Source organism: Variovorax sp. 01T439_2 (assembly GCF_056398445.1).
On the sequence record NZ_JBFTPJ010000585.1, the window covers coordinates 1 to 5,741 of the forward strand.

6 protein-coding genes and 1 pseudogene are annotated in these 5,741 nt (G+C 63.6%); 5 read left to right on the forward strand and 2 right to left on the reverse strand.

What is annotated here, in order from left to right; genetic code table 11:
- Nucleotides 1–33 precede the first annotated feature (33 nt).
- The 3 genes from AC1DOC_RS23785 to AC1DOC_RS23795 all read left to right on the forward strand — a co-directional run bounded on the left by AC1DOC_RS23785 (nucleotide 34) and on the right by AC1DOC_RS23795 (nucleotide 2,936).
- Nucleotides 34–1,554: a tripartite tricarboxylate transporter permease gene (locus tag AC1DOC_RS23785; protein WP_412512285.1), complete on the forward strand. Its 1,521-nt coding sequence runs from the start codon at nucleotides 34–36 to the stop codon at nucleotides 1,552–1,554.
- Nucleotides 1,555–1,634: 80 nt separating this feature from the next.
- Complete coding sequence (locus AC1DOC_RS23790; RefSeq protein WP_018905812.1) at nucleotides 1,635–1,757, forward strand: hypothetical protein; 123 nt, start codon at nucleotides 1,635–1,637, stop codon at nucleotides 1,755–1,757.
- A 120-nt stretch (nucleotides 1,758–1,877) separates the two neighbouring features.
- Entirely contained in the window at nucleotides 1,878–2,936 is a 1,059-nt protein-coding gene (locus AC1DOC_RS23795; RefSeq protein ID WP_478084549.1) for a universal stress protein, read from the forward strand.
- A 554-nt stretch (nucleotides 2,937–3,490) separates the two neighbouring features.
- On the opposite strand, the pseudogene panD reads toward AC1DOC_RS23795, so the two are convergent.
- Nucleotides 3,491–3,809 (reverse strand): annotated as a pseudogene (panD, locus tag AC1DOC_RS23800) (aspartate 1-decarboxylase); the annotation flags it as partial.
- Nucleotides 3,793–4,617 (reverse strand): LacI family DNA-binding transcriptional regulator, encoded by an 825-nt coding sequence (locus AC1DOC_RS23805; RefSeq protein WP_478130617.1) that lies wholly within the window; start codon nucleotides 4,615–4,617, stop codon nucleotides 3,793–3,795. The gene AC1DOC_RS23805 and the pseudogene panD, both read right to left, overlap by 17 nt.
- Before the next feature lie 174 nt (nucleotides 4,618–4,791).
- Here AC1DOC_RS23805 and AC1DOC_RS23810 point away from each other — a divergent pair, with 174 nt between their 5' ends.
- A complete protein-coding gene (locus AC1DOC_RS23810; RefSeq protein WP_018905808.1) occupies nucleotides 4,792–5,436 on the forward strand; it encodes a flavin reductase family protein in 645 nt (214 codons plus the stop codon).
- A gap of 85 nt (nucleotides 5,437–5,521) precedes the next feature.
- Nucleotides 5,522–5,741 (forward strand): hypothetical protein (locus AC1DOC_RS23815; RefSeq protein ID WP_478130618.1); only part of this gene is annotated, 220 nt, incomplete at its 3' end.

Below are 5,741 nucleotides of genomic sequence, written 5' to 3' on the forward strand. Positions count from 1 at the left end.
GCCTCAACCTGCCGCTCTTCTGAGGACACGAACATGGAAGTCCTGAACAACCTCGCGTTCGGTTTCTCGCACGCCCTGACCTGGCACAACCTGATGTACTGCGCCATCGGCTGCACCGTGGGAACACTGGTGGGCCTGCTGCCGGGCCTCGGGCCGCTGGCCACCATCAGCCTGCTGCTGCCGCTGACCTATTCCATTCCGACCACCGGCGCGCTGATCATGCTGGCCGGCATCTACTACGGTGCGCAATACGGCGACAGCGTGAGCGCGATCACGATGAAGATCCCGCATGCGAGCAGCATCGTGGCCTGCATCGACGGCTACGCGATGACGCTCAAGGGGCAGACCGGCCTGGCGCTGTTCACGGCCGGCTTCTCCAGCTTCATCGGCGGCACGGTCTCGATCCTGGTGCTGTCGTTCCTCGCGCCCGTGCTGGGCGAGGTCGCCTTCCTGTTCGGGCCGGCGGACTACGTCGCGATGATGCTGGTGGGCTTCGTGTGCGTGAGCTTCGTCACCACCGGCAGCCTGCTGAACGGCCTGGCGATGTGCATGATCGGCGTGCTGCTCGGCACCATCGGCACCGATGTGAACAGCGGCATGGCGCGCTTCACCATGGACATGCCCTTCCTGACCGACGGCGTGGGCATCGTGAGCATCGCGCTGGGCTGCTTCGGCATTGCCGAGATCACCAAGAACCTCGACTCCCGCGAGGAACGCTCGCCCTTCAACGGCAAGATCAATCTCATTCCGACCTGGGCCGAGTTCAAGCGGATCATCCCCAGCGCGCTGCGCGGCAGCGTGATCGGCTCGTTCCTGGGCATCCTGCCCGGCGGCGGCCCCACCATCGCGCAGTTCGCGGCCTACGCGCTCGACAAGAAGGTCAGCAAGTACAAGCACGAGATCGGCACCGGCTGCATCGAAGGCGTGGCCGGCCAGGCCGCGGCCGACGAAGCGGCGGCGCGCACGAGCTTCATCCCGCTGATGAGCATCGGCATTCCCGAGAACGCCGTGATGGCGCTGATGCTGGCGGCCTTCATCATCAAGGGCATCCAGCCCGGGCCGAACATGATCGCGAGCCACCCCGAGCTGTTCTGGGGCCTGGTGGCCAGCATGTGGATCGGCAACGTGTTCCTGCTGGTGCTGAACGTGCCGTTGGTGCGCTACTGGCTCTCGGTGTTCAAGATTCCGTACAGCGTGCTGTTCCCGTCGATCCTGTTCTTCTGCTGCATCGGCACCTACAGCGTCAACAACAACCTGGACGACGTGTTCATCACCGCTGCCTTCGGCTTCATGGGCTACATGTTCATGCGGCTCGAGCTCGACGCCGCGCCGCTGATGCTCGGCTTCATCCTCGGACCGATGCTCGAAGAGAACTTCCGCCGCGCGATGCTGCTGAGCCGCGGAAGCTTCGGTACCTTCGTGTCGCGCCCCATCAGCGGCACCTTGCTGGGCCTGATCGGCGTCTTCGTCTTGTGGCAGGTGGTCTCGTTCGTGCTGCAGGCCCGAAAGAAGATCGTCATTGCGCCGCCCGTGGCACTGGAACCGCAGGAGTAGCAGCGAAGGACGGGGCAATCTGGCAAGGACCCTGAGGCCTTTGCTTGCCCCGGCACGGCGCGTTGAATAGACTTGGCGCCATGTCGACCACCCTCGCCGCCTTCACCCACGCCCTTGCTGCGGCGCTGCTCATTGCAGCGGCGTGCGCGCGTGCACGCGTGGCCTTGAAGGCGGGCCGCAGGCAACTGCCCGCACATCCCTAGGCCCGGCGGTCGCTTCCKTCTTCCTTCTTCTTCMGCGCAACCATCCACCGCCGGGCACCAGTCCCGCGCGGCCGCGGCCGCCGTCGTCCACCGACGGGTCCGCACGAATGGAGTGCGTCAATGCATGCAGCAACGATCCACGGCGAGCGCACGCTCACCGACCTTGACTTCGCCCGCCTGAACAAGCGGCCCGGGACCAACCATCTGCCGAGCCTCGCGGACCTCCGGGACTCGGCCGAAGCGAGCGGCGACTACACCACCATCCTTGCCGTGACCGACCTCGCCGCGCGTTCGGAGCCTGCCCTCTCGCGCGCCGCCTGCCTGGCTGCCGAGCACCATGCCAGCCTGGAACTGCTCTATGCGGCCGCGCCCGGCGAGCCTCCCTGCCCCCGCGCCGCGTCGCGGCTGGCGCACCAGGCATTGCAGCTCGGCCAGCGCCATGAGCTGCGCGTGCGCACGACGAACCCGATGGCCAGCACACCGGAGCACGTGGCAAGCGCAGCGCGTGGCGCGGATCTGCTGGTCATGGGTGCCATGCCCCGGGAGCGGAGCTTGCTGGCCTTTGTGCGCGGCCAATGGACCGAGCGCCTCTTGCGGAGGGTCCAGCGTCCCATGCTCGTGGTGCGGCAGCAGGCCGAGGGGCCTTACCAGCGCCTGCTCGTCGCCATCGATTTCACGCGGGCTTCGCGCATCCTGGTGGAGCGCGCGTTCGCACTCAACGGATCGGCGCGAATCGACCTGTTCCACGCCATCAGCACGATCAACGAGCGCAAGCTGCGCAGCGCCGACGTTCCCGAGCACGTGGTCAGGGCCTACAGACAGGAGTGCACGCGGTACGCACGGGACCAGATCGTGCGGTTCACGGATTCCACCGATGCCCGCAGAAACCGCGTGTCCTGGGCCATCGGCCGCGGCGATCCGGCCCGGCAGGCCGTGGTCCAGCAGCAGCACAGCGGCGCCGAGCTGCTCGTTGTCGGCAAGCATCCAGCCTCGGCGATGTCCGACTTCGTCTTCGGCAGCGTGGCACAGCGCGTGCTGCGCCATGCCGCCGGCGATGTCCTGATCGTTCCTCACAACCCCCAGGCGGCGACGAAGGCAGCGGCCCTCGAGCGGCTCGGCGGTGGACAGCGGATGACCCGGCGCGTGCGCGCGGGTGCGTCTTGCTCGAACGGGGGATGAATATCATCGGATGAAACCGCCTCACCGCCGAGAGCCCGCTTGCCTCCGCATCGGCATGAAGTCCTTGCCGCGCCGGTTCTGCGCGCGGAAAAATTCCGTTCTTGGACGAAAATGACGATGTACCGGATCGAACACCACCTGAGCGCCGACGAGCACGAGGATCTGTATGTCGACTGCCTCAAGCGGCTTCGCGGCGACATTCGACAGTGGCTGTAACTCGGCGGGTGACGCGCCCACGCAGGATGCGGACACCGCTCGGGCGGTGGGTTATTGGCAGGACTGGCCGCAGAGAGCAGATGATGAAAAGTAACGCCCATGACAACGCGATGGCCGAGCTGTACCGGGACGATTGTTCATTGCCATTAATGTCTGAGACACAGTTACCTATTAAGGCCTCCGCCTCTCCCCTTCGTCCTGCACCTTGAAGTCTGAGACACATCCAGCCACACACGAGCTCACCCCATCAACCTGAGCACTGAAGTCGGAGACAGACGCGGCTGCGGCATTTATGAACCCATTCTTGTCATAGCGCCCCATCGAGAAACAGCAGGAAGTCAGCTTGCTGTTGCGAGTTGCACGGGCACGTGATCGCGCTGCTTTTTGATGCGGTTGGCTTCGTCGACGAAGACAAGCTTGGGAAGATGGTCAGTCACCTTCTCCTCTGCCACCGTCCCGAAGGCGGCGATTGATGATCAAGTCACCAACGGATGCCCGTCTGGCCGCCGATCCGTTGACTGAAATGATCCCGCTGCCGCGCTGGCCGCGGATCGCATACGTGACGAAACGCTCGCCATTATTGATGTTCCAGACATGCACCTGTTCGTTTTCCACCATGTTGGCCGCGTCAAGAAGATCCTCATCGATTGCGCATGCCGGCCTTCCTCACGGGGCCGACAGTCTCTGAAATAGCGCGCATGACGCCCATGGCCACGATGTCATGTCCGCACACGATGGCGGTGGGCGGATCGGGCAGTTCGAAGAGACGACGGGCCGCATCGACTCCGCCCTCTTCGGAAGGCGCGGCTTCAAGGCAAAGCGCCGGATCGATGGGGATTCCCGCCGCGCGAAGCGCTGCCTCGTAACCCACTCGCTGGTGGTGGCTGAACATCAGGAACTCGGGCGCGTGCACCAACGCAATCCGGCGATGGCCCAGCGCAATAAATCGCGCGCAACCAGCACGCCCGACGACGGTGTGGTCGATGTCCAGGTACGGAAAACCCTTCTGTGTGTCGCTCCGGCCGAACGCCACAAAAGGAATATCGCGCTTCTGGAGATACGCGATCCGCTCATCGTCCCGCCGAGTGCGGCCAAACAGCAATGCGTCCACGCGCTGGCGCTCGACCAGGCGCTTGAACACGTCGATCTCCGTCTCGATGCTTCGTGCCGAGGCGATGATGACCTGGTAATTCGACCCGTCGAGTTGCTCGTCCACGCCCATCAACATGTTCAGGAAGAACGGGTGCACGAACGAGGCCTGCGGGGCCGAGAGCACGAAGCCGATGGTGTCTGACGACTGGCGCCTCAACCTCCGCCCGGCCGGATCCGGTGAAAAGCCAAGACGGGCCGCAGCCGCAAGCACTCGCTCTCGTGTTGCCTGGCTCACGTCTTCCCGYCCGTTCATGGCCTTGGACACGGTGCTGACCGAGAGCTTCAGCTTCGCTGCAAATTCATGAATGTTCAATCGATGGTCCCTTGATTCAGGGCGTCATTGTCGCTGATAAGAGCAAGTTGCGAAACCGATTTCAGAGGCCTCCTCTTCCCATTCTTGACATTTTCTCGAAGGGTTTTTAACATTCACCGAAATCGTTTTCGAGATTTATTTTCGGGCCTGATAAGGCTTCCAAGGACTGCGCATATGGAGTTTCATTTCTACGAGCCCTCTGCAGGGCACGGGCTTCGGCACAACCCGCTGAACTCCATCATCGCGCCGCGGCCCATTGGGTGGATCTCTACGAGGAGCAAGGAGGGAGGTTTCAACCTCGCGCCCTACAGCTTCTTCAACACGTTCCACTACGACCCACCCATCCTCGGCTTTGCCAGCACCGGCTGGAAGGACACCGCGCAGAACGCGGTGGAGACGGGCGAGTTCGTCTGGAACCTGGTATCCGAAGACCTCGGAGAGCAGATGAACATGACCTCCCAACCGGTGGCCCGGGGAGTCGACGAGTTCAAGCTGGCTGGCCTGACAGCCATTGCCGCGAACAAGGTGAGCGCGCCGCGCGTCGCTGAAAGCCGAGCCTCGATGGAGTGCAAGGTGGTGGATGTGGTGCAGTTCCGAAACACGCGCGGAGAGCAGTTGCCTGGATGGCTGGTCCTCGGGGAGGTTGTCGGCGTCCACATCGACCACGATCTGCTCAAGGATGGCGTCTACCAGACCGCGTTGGCTCGCCCGCTCATGCGATGCGGTGGGTTGAGTGACTACGCATTGCTGTCGCAGGAGTGGATGGTCGAGATCCACCGCGCGCCCGACGAAGCCCTTCGCGACTCGCACGGCAGTTAGCGGACGGGCCGTCCGTTCGCAGCAATCGCTGGAGACGACGCGACGGAAGCGCGCGTCTCCACGACTCGTACATACAGCCTTCGCCATGACCGATCTGATGGCATCGGCTGCGCTGAACCGCGCCATTTGCGGTAAGGCCCGATCGGCCAGCGTGCGTCTTCTTGCCGCTGGTACTGGACCAACTCATTCACATAAAGGAGACCCCATGCAATCCGTTTTTCGCCTGCTCGCTCCATTGCTGATCTGGGCTTCGTTTGCCACGCCCCTGGAAGCCGTGGCACAAACAACCGCCAAGACCAAGATGC

What these genes read in the sequence shown, in the direction of transcription:
- AC1DOC_RS23785 (WP_412512285.1), top strand. Translation starts at nt 34, where the DNA reads ATGGAAGTCCTGAACAACCTCGCGTTCGGTTTCTCGCACGCCCTGACC.
- AC1DOC_RS23810 (WP_018905808.1), top strand. Translation starts at nt 4,792, where the DNA reads ATGGAGTTTCATTTCTACGAGCCCTCTGCAGGGCACGGGCTTCGGCAC.
- AC1DOC_RS23795 (WP_478084549.1), top strand. Translation starts at nt 1,878, where the DNA reads ATGCATGCAGCAACGATCCACGGCGAGCGCACGCTCACCGACCTTGAC.
- AC1DOC_RS23790 (WP_018905812.1), top strand. Translation starts at nt 1,635, where the DNA reads ATGTCGACCACCCTCGCCGCCTTCACCCACGCCCTTGCTGCGGCGCTG.